We start from the raw sequence: 24,420 nt of genomic DNA, 5'->3' as shown, positions 1-24,420 counted from the left end.
GAAGAACTTTTGTCCGCCACGATTAATGGTAAATCAATCTAAACGGCTAGGCCGGCGAATTCGCCGGCCTTTTGTTCGTTAGCGTTTTACGCAAACGAAGATCGCGTTTCCTGATTGTGTATTCCACAGCTCAAGTTTTTCATAGTCGTGCTCGAACACAGTCACTTCAAAGTAAGGTTCAAGCAGGCCTTTTAGCTCATCAAATGTGATGGCAACCATAGGGTGGTTGTCATGCCATTCTTCGGTTACTTTGTTGGTGGTTTTTTCGATGCTGAGTTTCAGTGCCTGTTTGTCACCTTCGCCCTCGTAAAACCAACCTGATTGAAATACAAAATGGCTGCCGTCTTGCTCAACACTGTGGCGAACAAAGGAGTTATTGTTGATCAATCCTTTCTCTACCGTGTTAAAACAGAAAACCCCGCCTTCTTTCAACGCAGCATGCGCGCTACGAATACATGCAGTTAGGTTTTCAATGCTTCCACTGTAGTGAATGGAGTACAGAAAACAGGTGATTAAGTCGTAGGGTTGGTCAACGACAAAGTTACACATGTTTTGCAGAGAAAACTCAGCTTCTGGGCAGCGCAATTTTGCCTGATCGAGCATAGGCTGATTTAAATCCAGACCATTACTCATAAAGCCAGTATCAATGAAATGACGAATGTGTGGGCCAGTGCCACACGCCAGATCTAGATGGCGCTTTCCTTGGTTACCAAATAGCTGATGAAGTCTACGAATACAGTGACTCTGTGATTCATAGTTAATGTCTGCGCACATCAGATCGTAGTAACCCGATAGATCTGTATACAGCGCATTGGATGATGAAGTAATCAAGCCAAACCACCGCAAAGAGAAAAGGTGGCGCATGCTACATCACAAAAAAACTAAATGCGATATAAATCACAATATATATTATCGGTGTACATTTCGTTTCAATCACATGGAAAAAACGCGAGCTTTAGCTCGCGTAGATTGATGTGTTAGCTGTGGGTAAAAACGATTAGCTCTGCAAAATCATCAGAGGCAGTGCCAGCATTTCATCCCCTTTGGTGGCGAAGTACATGATCACGCCAATCAGTGAGGCCACAGTGACCAAATACCATGCGGTGCTGAACAGTTGCCCATATCGGGTGAGCGGTAGCAGGTGAGAATGGTGACGATACTTCCACTCAAACACAATTTCTGCACTACCAATCAACAACAAGAATCCGAGTAGGGCAAGTCCGAAGGTGTAACTGACAAACACACCGACTGCTGCACCCGCCACACACGCAATCAAGCCCGCGATACTGTTCATCGAAAAACTGATGCTTTTCAGTATGTGCCCACCATCAAGCGGCAAGATAGGCAGAAGGTTAAACAGGTTTAACAGAGCGTTAAAGGTTGCGAGGCCTGCAAAAAAGACATTTCCTGTCACCCAATAAGCCACCATCGCCGCGAGTGACATAAATAAGCCAAAGGTGGGACCCATGATGGAAATCACTACGTCTTGCCAGCGCGTATTGATTTTCTCGTCAGAGAGCGCGAGACCGCCCATGAATGGGATCAGGTAAATACCTTTGGTTTTCATACCGAAGTATTTCATGGCTCGAATATGACCGTATTCATGCACCACTAAACACGCAATCAATGCGGCGGCAAATTGCCATGAAAAGAGCCATGAATAGGCTGCCACGCTTGCACCTGCAAGCACCACTTTGATGACCTTGGCGCTTTTGAACAGCTTCATGCCAAGAGACGCTAAACCAATCAGGCTAAATTTGGTTTTGGCTTGTGGTTCAACAACTGGCGTTTGACGTTCGATATCTTTCTCATCACGCGAGCCTGATTCCACCACCTCATCGTTCACGGTCACGCGATAATCAATGGTAAAAGGTTGCCACGTCACGGTGGAAGCGACGTTGACCGTTAAGATCAGTTCGCCTCTGGCGAGTTGAAATGAGTGTGTTTTTTCTTCTTCACTGTCCGCACTTGCGGCCAATTGAGAGACCAGTTGGTTATCCCAGTAAAGTGCTTGCCATCCTGCGAGAGACCCTTCTAAGCGAAGTGGTTTGTCTAGGCACGAAATATTGAATAATTCCAAAATGATGGTACTGAATCTGATTAGTGATGGGCGCTAATGTAGCAGCTTTTGTTGAGCAGAGAAAACGACAGAAGGGCGCGAACGCCCGAGTTTACGCATTAGTCTAGGTTGGCATTGATCATGGTCGGGGCAACAATGACTTTGCGAGCGATGGGGTCACTGGTTTCAAACTGTTCGATAAGACGTCGTGCGGCCTGACGACCAATCTCTTTGGCGTCGGAATTAACAAACGTAATGGGCGGCTCTGTTAACTCGGCATCTTGAACGGCATCAAAGCCGACAATCGCAATCTGTTTGTTGAAGATATTGTCTGAGCCTACGGTTCGCCCTAAGCGGTGCACACCTTGAACTGCGCCCACTGCCGTTGAAGAGTAATGGCAAAGTATGGCGGTGACTTGTGGATGATTCGCCAAGAGGGTTTCTACCGCTGAGGCCGCTGGTGCTTGACCCGCATCGCATTCAACCACCCATTCGGGTTTAAAAGGCAATCCAAACTGCATTAAGGTGCTGCAATACCCCCCAACACGTTCAGCACGACAAAGAGAGCTGCTTTTCCCGCCCACATAACCAATGCGTCGATGTCCTTGATTGATCAAATACTCCGTCGCCATTTTGGCAGCACTCGCATTGTCTGGCCCAACATAGTCAATGTGTTGGTTAACGGAAGCGCGAGAAATACAGACCACAGGCAAGTTGTGTGCGTGTAACGCTTCCACATTCACTTGCTGGTTTTCATTAGCCGGGCAAAAGGCAATGCCACCCACACCTTGTCGTGCCATGGTCAGCACGCATTGTTCGAACTGACTCTCATCACTACTTTGCGTGAGAAACACCATATAGCCTTGCTTTTCCGTTTCTTCACAAAGCCCTGCCGCCACTTGCGCATAGTATGGGTCGCTGATGTCTTTGAGTATCAAACCAATGATTTCACTGCTGTTTGAACGAAGATTCGCCGCGGCGCGATTGCGTACGTAGCCAAGCTCTGACACCGCATGGTTGACCTTTTCAATCGTATCAGGAGAAATCCGCCCTTTGTTTCCGAGCACCATCGACACCGTGGTAACAGAAACGCCAGCATGTTGAGCCACGTCCGTGATGGTTACTTTTTTCACATATATTCCTTGTGCATGGTCTTAGGGCAGAGTGCATTGATAAAACGTTTTACCTGGAAAGGATACTGTTATTTTCTCGTTTTTTAAACCGGATCAAATTTGTGGATTAAGGGAGTATGCAGAGATCACATTTGTTTTGATAAAACGTTTTACCAAAATTTAAATCCCCTATGATGGCCCCGAAATCACTTATTCAGTGTGCTGGTCCGATGACCCGCCACATCTGTCATGTTCTCATGTTTCGGAGAGTTGTTATGACGAACAAAGCGACAAAAACCACCATGTGGGAGTTTCTACAAAGCCTAGGCAAAACGTTTATGTTGCCAGTGGCACTTCTTGCGTTCTCAGGCATTTTATTGGGTATCGGTAGCTCTTTTTCGAGCGCTGCTATCCGTGAAGCGATCCCCTTTTTAGATAACATACTGCTTCAATACCTGTTCATGTGGATGACCAAGATCGGCTTGGTAGCATTCATCTATTTACCGGTTATGTTCGCCATCGCGATTCCTCTTGGCATGGCGCGAGAAGAGAAAGGCGTTGCCGCCTTTGCAGGTTTCGTGGGTTATGCCGCGTTTAACCTTGCGATTAACTTCTTCTTGACGGTAGCAAACGTGCTTGGCGACCCCGTGGCGAGTAAAGCCTATGGTGTGAAGAGCATTATTGGCATTGAGTCGATCGACACGGGTATTTTAGGTGCTGTGTTGGTGGGTATTATCGTTGCGAGACTTCACCAGCGTTTTTACACCTTCAAGATGCCAGATGCGTTGGCGTTCTTTGGTGGCGCGCGTTTTGTTCCTATTATCTCTGCGATCACCTTGGGTGTTGTGGGTGTGCTGGTCCCGTTCGTATGGCCTTACTTTGCTGCGGGCATCAACGGTATCGGTAACCTGATTGCAAGTGCTGGCGCGTTTGGCCCAATGCTGTTCGGTACCGGTGAGCGTTTACTACTTCCTATTGGTTTGCACCACATCCTAGTGGCTCTGGTTCGCTTCACCGAAGCGGGTGGCACCATGGCAGTATGTGGAGAGACAGTCTCTGGCGCACTAAACATTTTCTACTCTGAGTTAGCCTGTGCGGAAACCAACGGTTTCACCCCAGAAGTGACTGCATTCCTCTCTCAAGGCAAGATGCCAGCATTCCTAGGTGGTCTACCTGGCGCGGCATTGGCGATGTACCACTGTGCAAAACCAGAAAACCGTTCAAAAATTAAAGCGCTGCTGATTTCTGGTGTTGTGGCATGTGTGGTGGGTGGTATTACCGAGCCGTTGGAATTCCTGTTCCTGTTCGTTGCCCCTGTGCTGTATGTGGTTCACGCAATCCTGACGGGTCTTGGCTTCATGGTTATGGGTCTGCTTGACGTGACCATCGGTAACACCGACGGCAACATCATCGACTTCTTGGTGTTTGGCGTACTTCAAGGCACAGCAACCAAATGGTACTTGGTGCCATTGGTCGCGGCGGCATGGTTCGCGGTTTACTACACTGTATTCAAGTTTGCGATTCTAAAGTTCAACCTGAAAACGCCAGGTCGTGAAGTCGATACCGCAGAAGTGGATGGTGAGCTAGAAGCGGCATTTATCAACGAATCTGGTAAAGGTGCAGCGATTCTGAAAGCCCTGGGTGGTAAAGGTAATATTACCTCACTAGACAACTGTATTACTCGCCTTCGCCTAACCGTTGATAACATGGACTTGGTCGATGCGGACAAGCTAAAAGCTTACGGTGCACTGGGTGTGGTGAAGCTAGATGCTCACAGCCTCCAAGTGGTTATCGGTACGCAAGTACACCTTGTGAAGAATGAAATGCAAGCGTTGATGACAGCGAGCTAATTCAACAGTATCCCCCTAAAACCCTCGGATTGACGGTCAAAGTCAGACCGAGGGTTTTCTTGTTTGTGTGGACCCTAAAATGACAACACAGAATTTCGATACCTCAATTGACCGCATGGGCACTTACTGCACGCAATGGGATTACGTGCAGGACAGGTTTGGTAAAGCAGGTTTGCTGCCTTTCACCATTTCGGACATGGACTTCGCGGCACCCGACGCCGTGATTGACGCATTAAAAGCACGTTTAGAGCATCCGGTGCTGGGATATAGCCGTTGGAACCATGATGATTTCAAAGGTGCGATTGCAAGCTGGTATCAACGCAGATTCGATACTCAGATTGATAAAGACACCCTTGTTTATGGCCCATCGGTAATTTATATCATTGCCAAGTTGATTGAGAAATGGAGCCATGCTGGCGATGGTATTGTGTTTCAGACACCTGCCTATGATGCTTTCGACAAACTGGTCGAAGGCGCAGGTCGTCGCTGTATTCGCAATCCGTTGCTAAAAACCGCCAGCGGTTGGGAGATTAACTGGTCGCTACTGGAACAGCAGTTGGCGCAACCTGACACCACAGTGTTCTTGTTATGCAGCCCTCACAACCCAACGGGACGAGTTTGGAGCCGCGAAGAACTTGAGCGTATTGCAGCGCTTTGCGATGAACACGATGTTGCCTTGATCTCGGATGAAATCCACATGGATGTTGCGTTCAAAGCACATACGCCATGGTTGGGTTTTGGCATGAAACAGCGTTGGGCATTGGTGACTTCGGCGTCTAAGTCTTTCAATATTCCGGCGCTCAATGGCGCGTATGCCATGATTTCTAGCGAACAATCGCGCAATGATTATTTGTTCAAGTTGAAAGAAGTCGACGGACTATCGTCCCCATCAATTATGGGCGTCATCGGGATGATGGCGGCTTATAACCACGGTGAAACTTGGCTAACAGCGCTGAATGCATATGTGAAAGAAAGTCATGAACTGGTGCGCGATACGTTGAATAGTGCTTTCGATAACATTGAATATCAGGTGCCTGATGCGACGTATTTGGCATGGATCGATCTTTCTGCGTTGAATCTCGATATGCAAAAACTACAAAGTGACCTGATTGAGCACTTCAATGTAGCCATCATGGACGGCGGCGTTTATGGCGAGCCAGGGAAAGGGTACGTTCGATTGAACCTTGGCTGTCCTCGAGCGAAAGTCGAAGCTGGCGTTGATGCTTTGATTGGCGCGATCAGGCTTCAACAACAATAACATCAGCACCCAATTGAAAGATAACGCCATGCTTGAAGCATGGCGTTTTTCGTTGCAGTGGATGTGAATTCGAACCTGAACGGAATATGAATAACCTCCTCACGCTGGGTTAAGTGTGTCCCCGTTAAGCTTCCTACCAACTTAAGCAAAAACATCTATTGCAAGGTAAGGAGCAACACATGGAATCAGTTAGCGTCGTTATTATCACTCTGAACGAAGAAAAACGTATTGGTCGTTTACTTGACGATTTGTGCCAACAAACGCACCGCGATTTTGAAGTCATCTTGGTGGATTCGAACAGCGACGATGCAACCCGCGAGGTTGCCCGTTCATACGCAGAAAGCCTGCCATCTCTTACTGTTCATCGCATGGAAACCCGTGGCGTAAGCCTTGGTCGCAATACCGGTGCATCGCTGGCCAACAATGAGCGTTTACTGTTTTTGGATGCCGATGTTCGCTTGTCTGCGGACTTCCTAACAAAAGCTGTTAATCAACTAAACGACAAAGACCTCGACGTTGCTGGCGTTTACATGGGCGCAAGCAATCTGCCAATGGTGCAAAAACTGTGTTACGCGGCTTTCAATGGTGGCATGTTCGCCACCCAGTTCTTCTTCCCAACCGCGGTCGGTGCCTGCATTTTTTCGACACGTGCCGCCCACGAAAAACTGAACGGCTTTAATGAAAGGATCACCCTGTGTGAAGACTGTGATTATGTGCGCCGCGCCAGTAAAAATGCACGTTTTCGATTCATCAACATCACGTTCGACTTTGACCCTCGCCGATTAGATCAAGACGGCATGATGGCAACAGGCATGACGTACGTGAAAGCTAATGTGCGTCGTTTCTTCTTCGGGGAAATGCGTAACAACGAAATGGAATACAAGTTCGGTCACTATCACGAGCAAAAGTAACGTGAACGGATTTGTTAGCGAAACAAACATAAACACGGTAATTCGAGGCAATCATGTTTGAGTCTTTCGGTCTGTTTCTGGGTGCATTTTTCGATGCGCTGATTGGGCCCAACCTGTTTGTGCCAGCAGAGCCGTTTCTGCTGGCCGCAGGGTACCAGCTTTACGATGGCATCATATCCGGTGTTTTTATGGTGTTGCTTGGCGGCTTTCTTGGCGACCAATTGAGCTATTTGGCGGGTAGAAAGTTTGGTAAGCCTGCCCAACAAAAACTGATGAAGTGGCAACCTAAAACCCGACGCGCATTCGCACACTGCCGTCGCCTGATGGCAACCAAAGGTACGGCAGCATTGACCTTCTCACGCTTGCTCGGCCCAATTGCTTGGGTTGTCCCTTTTATGGCCGGCTCGCAAAAGATTTCATGGGGGCGATTCACGATCTTCTCCAGTATTGGCTTATTGCTTGGGGCGGGGCAGTTTATCTTCTGGGGCTATTTACTCGCAGCAGGTGTTGATCAGTATCCGTATATCGACGCACTCATGACGATGTTGGCCGAGCATAAATACAGCCTGATCGCCGTGGCGGCAACACTCGTTTTGGCATGGGTAGGGTATGTGTATCGTTGGAAAAAGCTGCTGCCTAAGGTGAGTGTGTTTTTCCTCGCTGCCATGCTAACCGTGAATTACAGTCACTATTTCTGGTTTGCCGATAACTTTATCGATACGACGCCAACATCCAGTGTCTCGCCTTTATCGTTGAACTACAAAGCATATCCTGGAAAATCGCCAATATTTGATGCGCAGGGTATCAACGTGTTGTTTGTTGGCGAAACACCAAGAACCATGATGGCATCGTTAGGATGGATAGAGAATCAGACCTTTTCTCGCAATGACATTGATTGGAATGACTACGTGGGTTTGCTGAAAGGGCAAACACCGCCCGTGTCCGACCTGTTTTGGAATGGCCGCCCGCAAGACATGGCATTCCAACTGCCGGGTGATTTGCTAAAGCGAGCGCATATTCGTTGGTGGAAAGCGGGAGTTGATGACAGGTTGAATCAGCCGATTTGGGTGGGCGCAATCAGTTATGACGATGGATTAAAGCTCACCATGTATTCGGGGATCATTACCGTGTTACACAGCATTGACCCGAACATTGATGCTGAGCGAGATAAGCTCGCGTCTTTGATTAATGCTGAGTTACCAGACATCACGACGGATTACTACCAAGCCATGCCAGCGCTGACTGTTGATGAAGACCATGATTACTACAGCGATGGACGTGTGCTGGTGGTGAATGACCATCAACTCGTGCTTACGCATCAGGCCAACTGATTTTTACGGCGCTAACGGAGTGACACTCAAAGCGATAAAACGTTAAGTGTCACCCCGTCAAACCGAATAGCGCATCGGCGTGAAGATAGAGGGCGTGAAGATAGAGAGGGCGAAGAGAGAAAACTAGCGCGCTCGCTTCACGGTTAACACCACTTTCAACCCACCCATGCGCCCGTGACACAGGTCGAGCTCGCCACGGTAACTGTGGGCGATTTCCTTCACGATGTTTAACCCCAATCCAGTACCAGGAACAGATTCATCCAAACGCACACTGCGCTCGAGCACATTTGCCATTTCTTCTTTGGGAATGCTGTCGCCATCGTCTTCAATACACAGTTGAACAGTTTCTTTGTCTGCATCGACGGCGTACACACGAACGAGCGATTTTGCCCACTTGTAGCCATTTTCAAGCAGGTTTCCGAGCATTTCATCCAGATCCGCAGGGTCGACCGCCACATCCAATGCTTCATCGAGTTCGTTAACCACGATAATCTGGCGCGAAGCATACACTTTATCAAACGCCATGGTGATGGCTTCGACACGTTCTGAAGGGTTTGATTTCACGGCCAAAATATTCATTGAGCCTGCAACCCGAGAGCGACCCAAGTGATAGTCTATTTGGGTTTGGATTTGCGCCACTGACGGCAGCAGTCTTTTCTGGGTGTCTTCGTCGAGGGCTAAAATGTCATTTTTCAGCACAGACAAGGGCGTTTTTAGCGCGTGGGATAAATTACCCGCATGGTTACGTGCCCGTGAAAGTAGCTCATGATAATGGAACAACAGAGCGTTCAAATCCGACACCAACGGCGACACTTCTTGCGGGTAATTAGTACTCAGTGCGTCCTGCTTTCCTTCTTTCAGGGCGACCAGCTCTCGTTGCATATCATTTAATGGCAGTAACGACCACGCGACTTGTAAACCAATGAGCACTAACACACCAATGAACAGCATCGACAGGATCACCCATAATTTACTGGTCAGGCTTTTAAGCACATCCTCAGTGGGATCTTCATCGATACCAATCATGACCTCGACAGGTTTTTCGCTGCCTTCCGGTATCCAAGAGTCGGTAATGGTAATCAGGTTTTCTTTGCGTGCCCCATGCACTTCTTTGAGCGGCCCGTTCTGGTGATCAATGAAATCTTTTCCCGCGAGAGAAGTTGAGCGCAGCTGTTGATTTTCTGCGTTGATTGACCAATACAAACCACTAAATTGCTGCTGGAATCTGGGATCGGAAAGTGGTTGAGTGAGGGTGAGTGTTTGATCGTCATTGATCTGCAAGTTCGTCGATATTTCAGTCATCGAAAGCTGTAAGCGCTCTTTCGTGGCATCAACAAGGTAGTCATTCACCAACACAGGAATGCCCACGCCGGCAATGGACACCATCACGGTTAACCAAATGACAGTCGCCAGTAATAAACGGCTTTTTAGGCTCAATTTTCCAATGTAGCTGACTCTACTGCGCATTTAATTGATACCCCAGACCACGTACTGTTTTGATGATGTTGGGAGATATTTTCTTTCTTATTCGGCCGATAAATACCTCAACCGTGTTTGAATCGCGCTCAAAATCTTGCTTGTAGATATGCTCGGTTAACTCGGTTTTGGATATCATCTTCTCTGGGTTATGCATGAAATAGGCGATGACTTTGTACTCCAATGCAGTCAAGCTAATTGCTCGCCCTTGCCAAAGTACGTTCGAGGTCCGTGTATCTAAACTCAGGTCGCCCAATTGCAGAATGGGAGAAGCACTGCCAGAGGCGCGTCGAAGGTGCGCCCGTAAACGCGCTGTTAGCTCAAGCATTTCAAAAGGCTTGGTGAGGTAGTCATCGGCACCCGCATTTAATCCCTCAACGCGTTGCGACAAGGTATCCCGAGCGCTGAGAATGATGACAGGCGTGTTGATGTTCTCATCACGAATGCTTTTCAATACGGTCAAACCATCAATCTTCGGTAGCCCGAGGTCGAGTACGATCGCATCCCATGATTCAGACGTGGCGCGGTAGAGCGCATCAATGCCGTCTTGTGAAAGTTCAGGCACCCAATCGTTCTTCTCGAGTGTTTCGAGTATCTGTTCACCCAAACGTGGTTCGTCTTCTACCACCAAAATTTTCATTGTTGTACTCTCACAAAGTTGTCTTCTCTATCCTGCCTGATTGATATGGCAAAATGCGTCCCATTGCTGAAAAGCGACGTAAATCAACACGTACTGACAGTGCACCATAACAAAAGTATGGTAGAGAGAATGTGAAAAGAAGGTGAGATGTCGCTACACAATGCATGTAAAAAAGCCCGCGATTGCGGGCTTTGCTTATTTACACTTTTTCTTTAAATTTGGCGGTAAAGTGTCGCAGCACTGCTGGTTCATAGGTGAATTCCAGCCCTTTGAGAGACGCAGCTTTGTCTTTCAGTTCAATCAACGCATCTGCGATGTAGTCCATGTGGTCGTTGGTATAAACCCGACGTGGAATGGTGAGTCGCATTAGCTCCATCGGAGACTGTTTTTGTTCGCCGGTGGCAGGGTTTCTGCCGAGCAGCAAGGAACCAATTTCGACGGCGCGAATGCCTGCTTCCACATAAAGCGCATTAGCGAGTACATGGCCAGGGAATTCATCGCCAGAGAGGTGTGGCAACATTTTCCCCGCATCGACAAATACCGCGTGCCCACCTGTTGGATATTGAATAGGAATACCCCCTTCACGCAAACGTTCGCCCAAGTATTCCACCTGACGAATCCGATAGTTGAGGTAGTCTTCATCTGCGCCTTCATACAGGCCACGGGCGAGGGCTTCCATGTCACGACCTGCCATGCCGCCGTAGGTCACAAACCCCTCCATTGGCACGCACCGAGTTTGCACCGCTTGGAACAATTCCTCATGGTCACGCACGCAGCATAAGCCGCCGATATTCACGAGAGGATCTTTCTTCGCCGACATGGTGAGCATATCGCCGTAAGTATACATTTCGCGGATGATGTCAGTGATCGAAGCATTTTCGTATCCAGCTTCACGTTGCTTGATAAACCATGCGTTCTCGCAGTAACGCGCGGAATCGATCACCACAGGAATATCGGCTTCCTTCGCTAACTCGTATACCGCTCGCATGTTCGCCATGGATACGGGTTGCCCCCCAGAACTGTTGCACGTGACCGTCGTAATGATTGCCGCGATGTTTTCCGCACGATAGTGAGCAATGGTCTCGCGCAGTTTGTCGAGGTCGAAATTGCCTTTCCAGTCGTCATAGGTGTTGGTATCGAAAGCTTTTTCAGTCAACACATTAACGGGAGTGCCGCCATTTAGCTCAACGTGACCCGCTGTGGTATCAAAGTGATAATTGGAGATGAACACCGGATTAGTGCCGCCACGCACTTGTCGCATGCGCTCGATTAAGCATGGAAACAAGATTTGTTCTGCTCCGCGCCCTTGGTGGGTAGGCACAGTGAGCTTGTAACCAAAGAAGTGCTCTACCGTATCGCAGAGGTGGTAATAGTTTCGACTTCCTGCATAGGACTCATCACCCAGCATCATGCCAGCCCATTGGTTGTCACTCATCGCTCCTGTACCTGAGTCGGTGAGCAAATCAATGTAAACATCTTCGCTGCGTAGCAAGAAAGGGTTCAATCCCGCATCTTGTAGTGCTTGAGCACGGTATTCAGGGGTGGTCATTTTGATGGGTTCAACCATCTTGATGCGAAAAGGTTCTGGTAATCGTTTCATTGTCTTGATCCTATTTTTCGCCCAATACCACAAAGATAGATACGTGTGTGGCGTGGGGCGGTTCGATCACAAGAGGTGGCATTTAAAGCGGTCCATTGCTTCAGCTATTTCTGCACAATCATTTCCAAAAAAGCAGATGAAAAGATCGCGAAAGAAAAGGCTAAATGCCTTGTGAACGAGAAATTAAAAAATGTGTAGGTGACGCGAAGGCGTCAAACAGGATCAAGCGCGAGGGAAGTCGTAGGCGAGTTGAATATCGTTGTTATACCAATGGAATAGCACTGTGCTATCGCCACGCTGACATGTGTTCATCCGCTACCCTCCTTGATTTGGTTAACATGATTATTGGTGCCTCTGTGTTGATAACTTAGTCAATTTAAAGGGCGGATGCAAGTCTGTGTTAGTGCAGGAAATTACATTCCTTCAAACATCAACAACCCACATTAGTCATCAAAACTAGATTAAGAAACCTGACGACTCCTATCAAGTGTGAGACACATTGCCACTCAAAGGTATGCATATAGTAGAGATATACCCAAGTATTCAGAATCCTGCATATTCAGGTTGCTTGGATATAAGAGCATGACGGTTCAGCAGTGATTCTTATTGAGAGGAGAGCCTTCGCTATGCAATTTGATAATCCAGTAAATACCAAAATTTTCCACACGTTAGTGTCTCAAACGCACCATGACGCGAATCAAAAAACGCTTGCCACATTGCCTTTTTTTGAGGAAGTAAGGGAGAAAGTGGCGGCATGTTCAGACATGGACGCCAGTTATAAATCACGTATTCATCAACGTATTCGAGATCTCTCTGATCAAACGCTCAATCTGTTAGTGATTGGCCCTAAAGGGGCCGGAAAATCTGCAACCTTGAAGGCATTGTTTGGTGAATATGATTGGCAAACCGAACCGCCGGAGGAGGCTCAAGAAGTAAGCCGACATCAACTCAATCAAATGACGATTTGGCAAGCCCAACTGCCGAGTGAAATTGAATCCGCACCACATCAAATGAACGAGGTGGGTGCGTTGTTATCAGAAACCACAGAGAGTGGTGAGCCATTAATTGACCGCGTGATCGTGGTATTGGATGCAGCCAGTAACAATATTGATGACTGTTATCTCGAACTTTGCCACACCCTCATTCCAATGTTGGGGACGATGACTGAAAACCGTTTGATGATCCTGATGAACAAATCAGACAAGGTGGCAAGACACATTCGCGGTACAAGTGTGAATGAAACAATGCCGTTGGACGCTGAAATTTGGCTGGATTGCACTGCGGCGACGTTACGATATCGTTTGATCCATAACGTAGGCGTTCAAACACGTCCGATTTCATACAATGCATTGGCAGGCGAATCGCCATCTGGTCGCCCATATAACCTGCAGAAGCTGTTAGCCAGTCTGTTGGAAAACTTGCCGGAAGAGAAGCGCCTTTTGTTGCTCAATCAGCCTCTTACACTTGGCGACGAACAATGGCGTGAGCATGATGACAAGAAGATATATCGGCAAAGCATGGAGAACCTTTGCTTCGATGGCTTACACCTTGGTGCGCGAGATGGCGATCGATTTGGCGGTCAACTGGGCGCATTTTTGGGTAAGCATGGCAGGGCATTGGGCAACATTGTGTCTGATGCGCTACAAGAAAAAATGGGCGTCACCGTTTAATTTCATTAAATTTCGCCTTTCCCTTTTGCGTTATTTTCACTTCGCGTCTTCGGTCAGTGTTTTCACTCAATCATGGCTAGAGGACGCGTAGTTTGGGCAAACTGCGTTCCTATTATCCCTTATGATTAATCCGTACAACAGCCTGTAAGTAAACAAATTGTTAAACTCTATCAAGAGCGAGACAGATTCACTTTGTTGCTTTGCTTATAGTTGCACTTGGTTAAGTAGTACTCATTGAGGGCAACACCATGCAAAATAGCACTGTATTCTCTAGGCAACTGGCAATGGATATCAGCCATTCCTCGCTATTGGATGAATTTAAGAAAGCCACACTTCAATTGCGCCTGCATGAACTGGAAGCGCAATCTCTCAACATTCTTTTCGCAGGCCCGCAAGGCGTTGGTAAAACCGCCACTATAAAAGCACTCTTTGGAGATGACTTGGTGGGTGATGCATTATCCGAACAAACCGCGTCGAATTCATTAGAAGTTAGCCGTTACGAGAAGGGTGGTCTTGTGGTGTGGGATTACCCCGGACACACAGGTCACGCAGAGCAAGATGCTTTGCTAGACATGCAATTGGGTGCGACCCTAACGGAGTGTGACGGCGACGGCACCCCCCTTATTGACATGGTTGTCGTGGTGCTAGATGCGGCTGAAAGAAACCTCAATAGTGGCTATCGTCTAATTTGCGAGGTAATCGTGCCAGCGTTAGGCGATCAGTTTGATAGCCGTTTGGTCGTGGGTCTGAACAAAGTAGATGCGGCGAGTTACGGCTACGAATGGGATTTCGCAATGGATACGCCATCACCAGAAGTGGAAATTTGGCCAGAAAGCACCGCTTCTTTGTTGCGTCACTGCATGTTGGATGAGTCAGGGCTTGAAATCGCGCCGGTGTGCTACGCTGCAGAGTTTGCGCGTAAAGACGATATTGCACGTCCTTTCAACTTGTTGAAATTGGTTAATGAGATGGTGTCAAAACTGCCAATTGAGAAAAAGCTTATGGTGTTTGATGCGCCACTAAACAACAAAACCATGGCTTGGCATGAGAGTGATGATCGCATCAATTACCTCGTGCAAATGGAAAATAACCTTTTTGATCTGATTTATGAAGGCGCAAAAGATGGCGCAAGGTTTGGCGGTTTACTCGGCGCGTATTTGGGTAAACAGGGCCGAGAGTTGGGCTATTTGGTTCGTCGTAACGTTCGTCGAACGCTTCATCAAGAATAAGCCAGCCCAGCCATTTAAAGCGCGCTATTTTTGCGCACCCATTAGGCCATGCTAGTTAAGGCAGGCAACGTAACAAGAAGTAGAAAGGGAGCACAGTGGCTCCCTTTTTCATTTGCATCAGATCTGTTGTGCATCGTCTGACGCGCTTAAAGCGTAGAACAAAGGAATCTAATCGTCCCAGTTGAAGTCACTGACTCGTTCATCGGCAATATAGAACAGCAAATCATTCGGTTTGACTTCCGCTTCAAGTGCCGGGTTCAGCTTCACTTGATCGTCACGTCGAATACCGATAAGTGTTGCATCATGCTGTTGCTTCATTCGCATAAACAGCTCGCTAACCGTGGTGTATTTGGCATTACCAGGGTAGGTGACGGCGTATTGAGTCATGCCTTTTCGTGTATTCAGTAACTCATGATGCAACTCTGACGAGCCGGGGTCGACCGCCGATTTTGCCATCATCTCAACAGACACCGATGGGATGCATTCTGCTTTCGGGCAATGGCTCTTAAGGAGGTTACTCAGTACTTCCTCTTGGAAGTACGCCAAAATGTGAGCATCAGGGTTTTTGCTGGCACAGAATAACGCCGCCGCAAATGTGATGTCGTCTTCTGGGTTATCAATGATGATGCAACTTGCGTCCTCATATCCAGCTCGCGACATCGCGACCTCGTCGGTGAAGCTGGTGGTTCGAACAAAATCGATTTCTTTCGGCAATGGATTTTGAATCTCGGCACGCACACACAATACAATTGGGCGCTTGTCTTTTTCCTCATGAAGCAACATGTCGATAAGGTGTAGGGTACGGCTTTCATTCCAGCCCAAAATCAAAATGTGTCCTGACACGTCAACGCTCCTTCTTCCCAGTAATCCTCTACGCCAAAATTCAATGGCAATGCCAGCTAAACGACCGACCCCAATGGCAAAAATACTTAAGCCGCAGGGGATCACGAACAAGGCGACAATCCATTTTCCTGCAACTGTTTGTGGCGACATATCGCCATAGCCGACCGTCGATGCGGTCACGAGTAAATAGTAAACATAATCAACAAATGGCGACGTGAGCGCTTGCTCACCGGCAAGCTTAAGCAAAACCCAACTTATGACGGCGTAAGCCACCACCGCTGTTAGAACATGTTTTCCACTTAAACGCTGAAATTGAGAGGTGATCCATCGGCGAACCATGTACCACTTTGTCATCAGACGTCTTCCTTTACGTGTTATTTCAACTAGCCGCATACTATAACAGCCTAATCGAGATGCTAATTTCTCAATACTGCTGACTGTGAAAAAGTTCTCATCTTAGTGCTGGAAGCACAGATAGTTTCCCGCTAATGTCGAAGAAAAAGCGAAGCCAAATACGCTAGGTATAAAAAGCAAAGCTAAAAAGTTAAGAGAGGCGGCAATGAGCGATAACAAGTACCTTGATGAGTATTCAGAAGATAGCTTTTGGACGAAAGCTCGCAACTTTGCGCAAAAAGCGGGTTATGACGTATTGGAGAAAGCGTTAAAGCTCTACTATTCGGCGACGGATGACGACACACCAAAGTGGGCGAAAACCACAATATTTGCAGCGCTGGGGTACTTCATCACCCCAATAGATGCCATTCCAGATCTCACGCCCGCCGTGGGCTTTTCAGACGATCTGGGTGTACTTGTTGCGGCTGCCGCAGCGGTTGTGATGCACGTGAAAACGGAGCACAGCGAGAAAGCGTCAGAAAAGCTCGATCATTGGTTTAGTAAACTCGATTAAGGGAAATCCCATGAAAGGAACGCGTATTAACTTAACGCATGCATTTGAAAAAGTGTCATTTCTGCAAGGGCGAACGCCTGAGCATGCGCTGAGTAATGAAGGTGAGGAAGCGTTTGCGACACTATCACCGTACCGCGATGGGGGTGTGTTCATTGCTTACTATGATGGAAAAAGCGAATGGGAACGTCATCCCGGTGATGAACTGGTGCAAATCATTGAGGGGCAAACCACGGTATTTCTATTAGAAAATGGCGAAGAGCGTCCTGTCTCGTTGTCGGCGGGCGAAATGATTGTGGTGCCTGAAATGGTATGGCACAGGTTCGATACGCCCAATGGCGTTAAGGTGCTCACCATTACCCCACAGCCAACAGAACACAGCATTGAGACCCCGGTAACGTATGGTTGAAAGTGTTTGATGAACAGATACCGGTGACTTTGGTTAAATGTCGCTACCCGTGAGTGAATTGAGGGCGTAGAATGCCAGCCCTGCAATTTCCAGACAGCACCGATTAGGCTTTCACATGGCAAAACCGAGCAAGACATCTTCACAACAGAAAAAGGGACTTCATCCTCGCAACCCGCACAGAGCGAGATATGACTTCCCTGCCTTAGTAAAAAGCACGCCTGCGCTGAGTGCGTTTGTGAAGAAAAACCCGTTCGGAGAACTGTCGGTGGATTTCTCTGATCCTGACGCAGTGAAAACTTTAAACAAAGCGCTGTTGAGCCATTTCTATCAAATTAGCTTTTGGGATATACCTAAAGGCTATTTATGCCCACCGATCCCGGGGCGTGCTGACTATCTACACTATCTTGCAGATCTATTAGCAGAAACCCATCACGGTAAAATCCCTAAAGGCAAACAGATCAAAGGTCTGGATATTGGCATGGGTGCGAACTGCGTGTATCCGATGGTTGGGCATCGTGCTTACGGTTGGCAATTTGTGGGGGCAGACATTGACCCTGTGTCGGTGAAAGGCGCTAAGCTGCTGGTGGAAGCGAACTCTTCACTGAAAGGCGGCATTCAATGCAGATTGCAGAGTAACCCAGATAACATTTTCACCGGTATGATCAACGCCAAAGAGCGTTTCGATTTCACTCTGTGCAATCCGCCATTTCATACCTCAATGGAAGAAGCGACTCGAGGCTCAGAGAGAAAAGTTCGCAATCTTGCTGCTAACGCCCGTAAAAAAGGCGCAGACACACGCCCATCTCACGCTATGTCACATGCAAGTGCGAAAGGGGTAAGCCAAGGGAAGGGGAAACCTGTACTCAATTTCGGCGGACAAAATGCCGAGCTTTGGTGTCCCGGTGGGGAAGCGGCATTTATTAGACGTATGATCGAACAAAGTGCAGATTTCAAAACCCAATGCTTATGGTTCACCACCATGGTCTCGAAAAAAGAGAATCTGCCTGCCATCAAGCAAGCGTTAACAGCGGTGAAAGCGAAAGACATTCGCGTGATTGAAATGGCACAAGGGCAGAAGGTTACCCGAGTGGTTGCGTGGACGTTTTTAAGTACAGAAGCGCAAGCTGAGTGGTGTCGTGGCTGGAGTGAGTAAACTTGGTCACAGAAGCTATGGTCACAAAAACCATGGCCTCAAAAAACATGGCCACAGAAAACAAGATGACTGATCAATCAACGCGGCGATGAACTCGCCGCGTTTTTGTATCTGAGTGTTGTCTTGGCTTCTCGCGCCACCCAATCACTTATCAACGATGATTGAATAACTGATTCCGTCTTAATCCACCACAAACAGCTTGGCACCAACCTCGGTGGACGAGCGGTGTGCTTCGGCGTTGTCTGCGACTTGATAGCTCATTCCGGGTTTGAGGACGTGGATACTGCCGTCTTCAAGTTCGGTGGTTAGTTCGCCGGACAAACAAAACAGAATGTGCCCTTTAGAACACCAATGATCAGCGAGATAGCCAGCTGAGTATTCGACGATTCGAACCCTTAAGTCGCCGAAGTGTTGAGTTCGCCAGTATGCTACGCCTGTTTCCCCTGTATGCTCGGTGGGCGTGATCGCCTCCCAATCCGTTGTGCCAAATGGCAAGTCTTTCATTTCCATTCGTATATCTTCCTTGTGTTTTGCGATGTTCATTGTTGAGAGCATACAAAGCGAAAGCAATCAGGATAAACCTTCTTTGACTCTGCATTCATCGCCAGTCTTGCATTTGAAAGGCGTGGGATCAATAGGTGGTATTTTGTTTATCATCACTGTAATGAGTTGAAAATAAATGAAAAGGGAGAAAGAGGCATAGTGTTTCAAATTGAACACGGCAAAACGTCGTGATTGTTGCGGTTTGATACTACCGCGAATGGTTAGGCATAGGACGATAAAAGGTACTCGCCTAGCCCTTTGTCAAAGCGAGTTTGAACGACTTTTTAACAGTGGGTGTTTGCTCACCTTTACGCGCTATATCCCTGACAAAAATGTTGTCTTTTTTGCAGATTAGAAGTACATAGTTACTAACTTTATCTTCTTGGTTCTGATGTGGACAAATTGCTCAAAAAGCTGCCGTTTTTCATGGTATTGCTTATTGTGTTACTTAGCAGTTACGCCATTGGTGTGATTGGGTTAAGTGATGCAAAAATTGCCAATAATAGAGCGATTAGCCAGCAATCTACGCCAGACACTAAAATTGATACGTTTGCGTCTCGAACTTCGCTGCCGCGTGTTCTCTATTCCGCATCACGCCAGCCTAAAAAGCAGGGGGTGAATTGGCCGTTGATGCTAGCGTCTAATACAGGAGTGTTGGCGCTAAATATTACACTTTATGGATTACCTAAAAACCATCTTTTGTTCGATAGCCGCCGCCTTGCAGGCTGGCAAGATGCCAATCTTCAGTTTCGCTTTATTCATTCCCGTTAGTCACGTGTTTGCGTTGCTATTCGCCGATGTATGACATCGTCAGGCTTTCAAAAACGCACAAATAGTTCCAATGATCCTCGTAACGCGCATTTCTTGAACTTTGGTATTTTGGAGAAACCATGTTTGAAGCCATTCAAGAAGTTTTAGTGGCCATTTGGCACCAAGACTTCGACGCTCTGCTAGCACCTGGCAGTGCTACCCTTATCTACATCATTGTGGCAACGCTGATCTGCTTGGAAAGTGGCTTTTTACCCGCAGCGCCTTTGCCATGCGATAGCATCGTTGTCCTAGTGGGAACCTTGTCAGCCGTGGGTGTGCTTGACCCGTTCTTTTCATTCCCGCTACTGATTATCGCGGCGGCGATGGGTAGCTGGTTTGCGTTTATGCAAGGGCGCTGGCTAAATCGACTGCCTCTTGTTCAGTCATGGCTGAAGCGAGTGCCAGAAAAACAAATGCTAACTGTTGATGCATTGCTTTGTCGTCATGGCTTGGTAGCGTTGTTTGTCGCACGTTTCGTTCCCGGCGTACGTTCTGTGCTGCCGATGATGATGGGAATGCGTGTGAATGAGGTGCCTCGTTTCCATTACTTCTCATGGTTAAGTGCAACCATGTGGGTATGCCTGCTTTCCGGTCTCGGGTTCCTGTTGCCATCGTTGCCTGAGCCAATTAGCCGCTTAGTGACAATGGGTTTGATGGCGGCGCCAGTCATTACGTTGTGTATCGCTACTCTGACTGCATTGACATGGCGCATTCGCAAAGCAATGCGTCCTGATTTGAAGCCGTCGGTTTAACTGAACGAATTCAAGCTTGGTTTCTTTACTTAAAGAGCATGCGTAAAAATTGACATGAAAAAGGCAGGTATGAAACCTGCCTTTTTTGCATCTAAACCACGGAGAGTGACTCTGTTATTTGATGGTGACACGTTCAATAACAATCGGGTCCATCGGCACATCGTCATGTCCTGCAACGCGAGTGGTCATGGCGTTGCCGATATTGTTCACCACGTCCATGCCTGCTGTCACTTTACCGAATACCGCGTAACCCCAGCCTTGGTTGGTGGTGGCGGTGTAATCTAAAAAGTGGTTGTTTTCTAAGTTAATAAAAAACTGCGCGGTTGCTGAATGTGGCGCATCAGTACGTGCCATTGATAGCGTGCCAATAACGTTCTTTAAACCACGATTTGCTTCATTGACGATAGGCGCGTGAGTGGACTTCTCTTTCATTTTTGCAGTGAAGCCGCCGCCTTGGATCATGAACCCTTTGATCACGCGGTGGAAGATGGTGTTCTCGTAGAAGCCTTCTTGGCAATACTTCATGAAGTTCTTAGAAGTGACTGGCGCTTTGTCCATGTCTAATTCGATTTCAATATCGCCATAGTTTGTCGTGAAGATAATCATTGGGGTGACTCATTGCTAAAAATGAAAGGGGCGCAGTATATACCCAAACAACGTGAAGATGCAGGATTCAGCGAGGTTTACTGATGAATATAAACCGTGCTCAGTCAAGAGGACTGAGCACGGTTAGTCTTAATGGTCACGGTGGCTAATGGCTGGTATTTGGCTGCTCTGAAATCGCATCCGTTTTGTCGTTTACGTCATCGTCCAGTTCGCCTTCGTGGAACTTGTGTCCTCCTGAGATATAGGTGTACATCACAGGGAGTACAAACAAGGTGAACATGGTGCCCACAGCGAGACCAGCCACAATTACCAAGCCAATGTTGTAGCGTGATGCAGCACCTGCGCCGGTGGCGTATAGCAGCGGGATTAACCCTGCTATCATGGCAGATGTTGTCATCAGAATAGGGCGTAAGCGCACGGTGGCGGCTTCCACAATGGCTTCCTGCTTCGAAACTCCTTTCATGATTTGTTCTTCTTTCGCCACTTCACACATCAAAATGCCATGCTTGGTGATAAGCCCAACCAAGGTAATCAAGCCGACCTGCGAGTAAATGTTCATAGAAGTTTCGCCTGAGATATGTGTCCAGCCCAACGCAATTAACGCACCACTGATGGCGAGCGGCACGGTGAACATGATCACCAACGGGTCACGCACGCTTTCAAACTGGCTGGCAAGTACAAGGAAAATAATTGCTAATGCCAGTGCGAACGTTAGATAGAGCGAACTTCCTTCTTCTACGAATTGTCTCGCTTCACCCATAAATGAATAGGTGTAGCCTTGCGGCAAATCGGTCACCGCAAGGTTTTCTAGGAAGCTAATGGCATCTCCCATTGCGACATTAGGAGCGGGAACACCTTCAATTGAAATCGAGTTCATCTGATTGTAGTGAGGCAAGGATTTGGCTTGTCCATTCACTTCAAAGCTCACCAAGCTAGAGAGTGGAATGGCGGCACCATTTTGCGCCGTCACATAGAACTGATTGATAAGGTGCGGGTTGGCGCGGTCGACACGTTCAACTTCTGGGGTGACCTCATAAGAGCGTCCATCAATGTTCACGCGGTTAATGTAACCACCGCTCATCATGGTGCCTAATGTCGAGCCGATAGCTTGCATGGTGACGCCATATGCGCCTGCGGCTTCGCGGTCAATGGAAAGTTGCACTAAGCCTGAGTCATATTTTAAGTTCACATCGGAATAAACAAACAAAGGGCTGGCTTTCACCTTCTCCAATATTTTGCTGCCGATGTTATATAAGGTTTCAAAATCCGCAGGGCTTGTAATAACAAATTGTACGGGCAAACCGCCTGATGCTCCTGGTAACGAGGGCATTTGATAGGCTGTCGCATTGATGCCCGGTATTTTCTTGGCTGCTGCGTTGATTGTCGCTGAAATTTCCTTTTGGCTTTGTGTACGGTCACTCCAGGGGATCAATGGTCCTATTGCAATACCTTGGCTGCTGGTGGGCACACCAATCATGGCGAGTGAGGCCTCTGCTTGAGGTTGGTCAGAGATGATTTTACCGATGAGCTCCATATTTGATTGGATGTAGTCATTGTTTGATGTCGAAGGCGTACTGCCAATCACAACCACTACACCCTGATCTTCATCCGGAGCGAGTTGTGACGGGATGAAGGAGAAGATGATGGGCAAAGACACCAACACTAGTATTGCGAATACGACGACGACTGGTTTTCGGTCAAGCACAGCGTGAAGGGCGCGTTCATAGCGCTTTGTGAGTCCGCCTAGAACGCGTTCAACAGTGGCTTCAAACTTGCTCGGTGTCTCATGATGTTTGAGTATTTTCGAACACATCATGGGGGAGAGTGTTAATGCAACAAAACCTGAGATAAACACTGAACCTGCCAGTGTTAACGCAAATTCTTTAAACAAGGATCCGGTGACGCCGCCCATCAATGCGATGGGCGCGTAAACCGCTGCCAGTGTGATGGTCATCGAGATCACGGGAACGGCAATCTCACGCGTGCCTTCAAGCGCCGCTTTAAATGGGGGCGTGCCCATTTTGATGTGGCGGTCGACGTTTTCCACCACCACGATGGCATCATCCACCACCAATCCTATCGCCAATACCATGGCGAGCAAGGTCATCAAGTTCAGTGTGAAACCAAAGGCCTGCATCACGACCATGACGCCAATCAGTGATAAGGGAATCGTCACGATAGGGATGACAACAGCACGGAACGAGCCGAGGAACAGAAGAATCACAATAATGACGATCACTGCCGCTTCAATAATGGTTTTTACCACCTCATCGATGGAGTCGGTAATGGCGAGCGTGGAGTCGTACAACACCTCGGCTTTGATGGTGGAGGGGAGATTACGTTTTATCGAGTCAAACTGCACGCGTATGCCCGCCGCGACATCAAGCGGGTTAGCAGTGGGCGTGGCGTTAATGCCAACAATAACCGCTTCTCGTCCATTGGCGAGTGCACGGGAACTGTCGCTGCTTTTGCTCAAGTTAACCTCTGCAACATCACGCAGCATGACAACCTGACCATTATCACTTTTTATGATCAGGTTTTTCAGTCCTTCAACCGTATCTACCTGACTATCAATGGTGCTGTTCAATACGGTGAAAAAGCTATTGAATTGGCCGACGGCGGATTGGTAGTTATTTTGCTGCAAAATACCAACAAGCTCAGACGTTGATATGCCATATTGCCCCAGTTTTTTCGGGTCTGGCCATATTCGAAGGGCAAACGGAGCGCCCCCCATCATAACGATGTTTGATACGCCGTTGACGGTTGATAGCTGAGGGTTAACCACGCGCTCTAAGTAGTCCGCTATTTGGCTAGAATTCAAATCACCACTAAAGAAAGAGATATACATAATAGAGGTGGTTGAGCCTGTCGATGAAGTTACCGAGGGGTCATAGGCTTCTTTGGGTAACTGGTTGGTGACTGAGTTAATCTGTGACAGCACATTTGCAAGCGCGGCTTCTGGGTTGGTATTGAGCATCATGTTCAACACAATGCTCGAAGAGCCTAATTGGCTCGCGGAGGTCATAAAATCAAGGTTGTCCACCTGTGCGAGCGCTTGTTCAAGTGGCTGAGTAATGAAGCCTTCAACCAGGTTGGCATCGGCACCGGGATACGGCGTGGTTACGGTGATCACGGTATTTGTCATTTCAGGGTATTGGCGCACTTGCAGATCTTTAAGAGCGTTCAACCCTAGCAACAGTAGCAGCACGCTGAGCGATGCCGCCATGACCGGACGATGTATGAAAATATCGGTAAATTTCATGT

Annotated in this window: 21 protein-coding genes; 11 read left to right on the top strand and 10 right to left on the bottom strand. The window is 47.9% G+C overall.

Features of this window, described 5'->3' with window-relative positions; genetic code table 11:
* Positions 1-78 precede the first annotated feature (78 nt).
* The 3 genes from LRP50_RS11710 to malI form a co-directional block, all read right to left on the bottom strand.
* The gene (locus LRP50_RS11710; RefSeq protein WP_274164648.1) at positions 79-864 is read right to left on the bottom strand and encodes a class I SAM-dependent DNA methyltransferase; all 786 of its coding nucleotides are present in this window, start codon (positions 862-864) and stop codon (positions 79-81) included.
* Between the two features lie 133 nt (positions 865-997).
* Positions 998-2,080 (bottom strand): site-2 protease family protein, encoded by a 1,083-nt coding sequence (locus LRP50_RS11705; RefSeq protein ID WP_274164647.1) that lies wholly within the window; start codon positions 2,078-2,080, stop codon positions 998-1,000.
* A 98-nt stretch (positions 2,081-2,178) separates the two neighbouring features.
* A complete protein-coding gene (gene malI / locus LRP50_RS11700) occupies positions 2,179-3,198 on the bottom strand; it encodes a Mal regulon transcriptional regulator MalI (protein WP_274164653.1) in 1,020 nt (339 codons plus the stop codon).
* A 248-nt stretch (positions 3,199-3,446) separates the two neighbouring features.
* Between malI and malX the strand changes: the two genes are divergently transcribed.
* From malX to LRP50_RS11680, 4 genes are all read left to right on the top strand, one after another.
* A complete protein-coding gene (malX, locus tag LRP50_RS11695; protein ID WP_274164646.1) occupies positions 3,447-5,021 on the top strand; it encodes a maltose/glucose-specific PTS transporter subunit IIBC in 1,575 nt (524 codons plus the stop codon).
* A 79-nt stretch (positions 5,022-5,100) separates the two neighbouring features.
* Positions 5,101-6,279, top strand: a complete 1,179-nt coding sequence (locus LRP50_RS11690; protein ID WP_274164645.1) for a MalY/PatB family protein — start codon at positions 5,101-5,103, stop codon at positions 6,277-6,279.
* 179 nt (positions 6,280-6,458) lie between these two features.
* Positions 6,459-7,190, top strand: coding sequence for a glycosyltransferase family 2 protein (locus tag LRP50_RS11685; RefSeq protein ID WP_274164644.1), 732 nt, complete (start codon positions 6,459-6,461; stop codon positions 7,188-7,190).
* A gap of 53 nt (positions 7,191-7,243) precedes the next feature.
* The gene (locus LRP50_RS11680) at positions 7,244-8,521 is read left to right on the top strand and encodes an LssY C-terminal domain-containing protein (RefSeq protein WP_274164643.1); all 1,278 of its coding nucleotides are present in this window, start codon (positions 7,244-7,246) and stop codon (positions 8,519-8,521) included.
* A gap of 123 nt (positions 8,522-8,644) precedes the next feature.
* On the opposite strand, the gene LRP50_RS11675 is transcribed toward LRP50_RS11680, so the two are convergent.
* The 3 genes from LRP50_RS11675 to LRP50_RS11665 all read right to left on the bottom strand — a co-directional run bounded on the left by LRP50_RS11675 (position 8,645) and on the right by LRP50_RS11665 (position 12,237).
* Positions 8,645-9,988 (bottom strand): ATP-binding protein, encoded by a 1,344-nt coding sequence (locus tag LRP50_RS11675; RefSeq protein WP_274164642.1) that lies wholly within the window; start codon positions 9,986-9,988, stop codon positions 8,645-8,647.
* Positions 9,978-10,637, bottom strand: coding sequence for a response regulator transcription factor (locus LRP50_RS11670; protein ID WP_274164641.1), 660 nt, complete (start codon positions 10,635-10,637; stop codon positions 9,978-9,980). The genes LRP50_RS11675 and LRP50_RS11670 overlap by 11 nt, the downstream gene beginning before the upstream one ends.
* A 199-nt stretch (positions 10,638-10,836) precedes the next feature.
* Positions 10,837-12,237 carry a tryptophanase gene (locus LRP50_RS11665; protein ID WP_274164640.1) on the bottom strand — a complete coding sequence of 467 codons (1,401 nt, stop codon included), beginning with the start codon at positions 12,235-12,237 and terminating at the stop codon, positions 10,837-10,839.
* Positions 12,238-12,863: 626 nt separating this feature from the next.
* Here LRP50_RS11665 and LRP50_RS11660 point away from each other — a divergent pair.
* Positions 12,864-13,907: a GTPase family protein gene (locus LRP50_RS11660; RefSeq protein WP_274164639.1), complete on the top strand. Its 1,044-nt coding sequence runs from the start codon at positions 12,864-12,866 to the stop codon at positions 13,905-13,907.
* A 248-nt stretch (positions 13,908-14,155) separates the two neighbouring features.
* Positions 14,156-15,136 carry a GTPase family protein gene (locus tag LRP50_RS11655; RefSeq protein ID WP_274164638.1) on the top strand — a complete coding sequence of 327 codons (981 nt, stop codon included), beginning with the start codon at positions 14,156-14,158 and terminating at the stop codon, positions 15,134-15,136.
* A gap of 168 nt (positions 15,137-15,304) precedes the next feature.
* On the opposite strand, the gene LRP50_RS11650 is transcribed toward LRP50_RS11655, so the two are convergent.
* A complete protein-coding gene (locus tag LRP50_RS11650; protein ID WP_274164637.1) occupies positions 15,305-16,333 on the bottom strand; it encodes an ion channel in 1,029 nt (342 codons plus the stop codon).
* A 205-nt stretch (positions 16,334-16,538) separates the two neighbouring features.
* Here LRP50_RS11650 and LRP50_RS11645 point away from each other — a divergent pair, with 205 nt between their 5' ends.
* From LRP50_RS11645 to rlmF, 3 genes are all read left to right on the top strand, one after another.
* Positions 16,539-16,886, top strand: a complete 348-nt coding sequence (locus LRP50_RS11645; RefSeq protein WP_274164636.1) for a YkvA family protein — start codon at positions 16,539-16,541, stop codon at positions 16,884-16,886.
* A 10-nt stretch (positions 16,887-16,896) separates the two neighbouring features.
* Positions 16,897-17,292, top strand: a complete 396-nt coding sequence (locus tag LRP50_RS11640; RefSeq protein ID WP_274164635.1) for a cupin domain-containing protein — start codon at positions 16,897-16,899, stop codon at positions 17,290-17,292.
* Positions 17,293-17,407: 115 nt separating this feature from the next.
* Positions 17,408-18,445, top strand: a complete 1,038-nt coding sequence (gene rlmF / locus LRP50_RS11635) for a 23S rRNA (adenine(1618)-N(6))-methyltransferase RlmF (RefSeq protein WP_274164634.1) — start codon at positions 17,408-17,410, stop codon at positions 18,443-18,445.
* Positions 18,446-18,625: 180 nt separating this feature from the next.
* Here rlmF and LRP50_RS11630 read toward each other — a convergent pair whose 3' ends face one another.
* Positions 18,626-18,988 carry a DHCW motif cupin fold protein gene (locus LRP50_RS11630; protein ID WP_274164633.1) on the bottom strand — a complete coding sequence of 121 codons (363 nt, stop codon included), beginning with the start codon at positions 18,986-18,988 and terminating at the stop codon, positions 18,626-18,628.
* 393 nt (positions 18,989-19,381) lie between these two features.
* Between LRP50_RS11630 and LRP50_RS11625 the strand changes: the two genes are divergently transcribed.
* Together LRP50_RS11625 and LRP50_RS11620 are read left to right on the top strand one after the other, a co-directional pair.
* Positions 19,382-19,759 carry a hypothetical protein gene (locus tag LRP50_RS11625; protein ID WP_274164632.1) on the top strand — a complete coding sequence of 126 codons (378 nt, stop codon included), beginning with the start codon at positions 19,382-19,384 and terminating at the stop codon, positions 19,757-19,759.
* A gap of 119 nt (positions 19,760-19,878) precedes the next feature.
* Positions 19,879-20,550: a DedA family protein gene (locus LRP50_RS11620; protein WP_274164631.1), complete on the top strand. Its 672-nt coding sequence runs from the start codon at positions 19,879-19,881 to the stop codon at positions 20,548-20,550.
* Between the two features lie 114 nt (positions 20,551-20,664).
* Here LRP50_RS11620 and LRP50_RS11615 read toward each other — a convergent pair whose 3' ends face one another.
* Together LRP50_RS11615 and LRP50_RS11610 are read right to left on the bottom strand one after the other, a co-directional pair.
* Positions 20,665-21,156, bottom strand: coding sequence for a peptidylprolyl isomerase (locus LRP50_RS11615; protein ID WP_274164630.1), 492 nt, complete (start codon positions 21,154-21,156; stop codon positions 20,665-20,667).
* A gap of 145 nt (positions 21,157-21,301) precedes the next feature.
* A complete protein-coding gene (locus tag LRP50_RS11610) occupies positions 21,302-24,418 on the bottom strand; it encodes an efflux RND transporter permease subunit (protein WP_274164629.1) in 3,117 nt (1,038 codons plus the stop codon).
* Positions 24,419-24,420: the final 2 nt, after the last annotated feature.

The organism is Enterovibrio gelatinilyticus, from assembly GCF_028683095.1.
Taxonomy (GTDB): Bacteria; Pseudomonadota; Gammaproteobacteria; order Enterobacterales; family Vibrionaceae; genus Enterovibrio; species Enterovibrio gelatinilyticus.
The sequence above is the reverse complement of the archived record's forward strand: the minus strand, read 5'-3'. Positions and strand labels throughout refer to the sequence as shown.